The following is a 554-nucleotide window of genomic DNA, read 5'->3' as shown; positions in this document are numbered from 1 at the left end:
GTCGAAGGCCGGCTCGGCGCCCTCCGCCCAGATCTGGATCATCCCGCGCCAGATCCGCTGCGGGTCCACCGCGCTGTCCAGCACGAACCGGTCGGCGCGCGCGGGGAACATCTGCGCGTAGACCGCGCCGAGGTAGGTGCCGTACGAGTACCCCAGGTAGGAGACCTTCTTCTCGCCGAGCGCGGCGCGGATCGCGTCCATGTCGCGGGCGGTGTTGCGGGTCGTCAGGTGCGGCAGTTTGGACCCGTTACCGGCGGCGCACTTCTTCGCGACGGTGCGGGCCCACCGCACGTCGCTCGGGAAGGTGGCCGCCTTGTACGGGCGCTCCCACACCTGCTCCTCGTACGACAGGCCACAGGTGACCGGCGCGCTCTGGCCGACGCCGCGCGGGTCGAAACCGATCAGGTCGTAGCGGCTCTTGACCGACTTGGGCAGTTGCTCGCTCATGTACACCGGCATGTCCAGGCCCGCGCCGCCGGGTCCGCCGGGGTTCAGCAACAGCACGCCGCGCCGCTGGTCCGGCGAGGTCGCCTTGATGCGGGATATCGCTATGT

At 70.2% G+C, this 554-nt stretch carries 1 protein-coding gene; it reads right to left on the bottom strand.

Annotation, left to right across the window (positions count from 1 at the left end; translation table 11 throughout):
- Nucleotides 1-554: alpha/beta fold hydrolase (locus KUM32_RS36065; RefSeq protein ID WP_217146126.1), on the bottom strand; the 554-nt coding region annotated here is incomplete at both ends.

It is taken from the genome of Streptomyces sp. AC627_RSS907, assembly GCF_019049165.1.
Note: the sequence above shows the minus strand (reverse complement) of the source record. Positions and strands in the feature narration are given on the sequence as shown.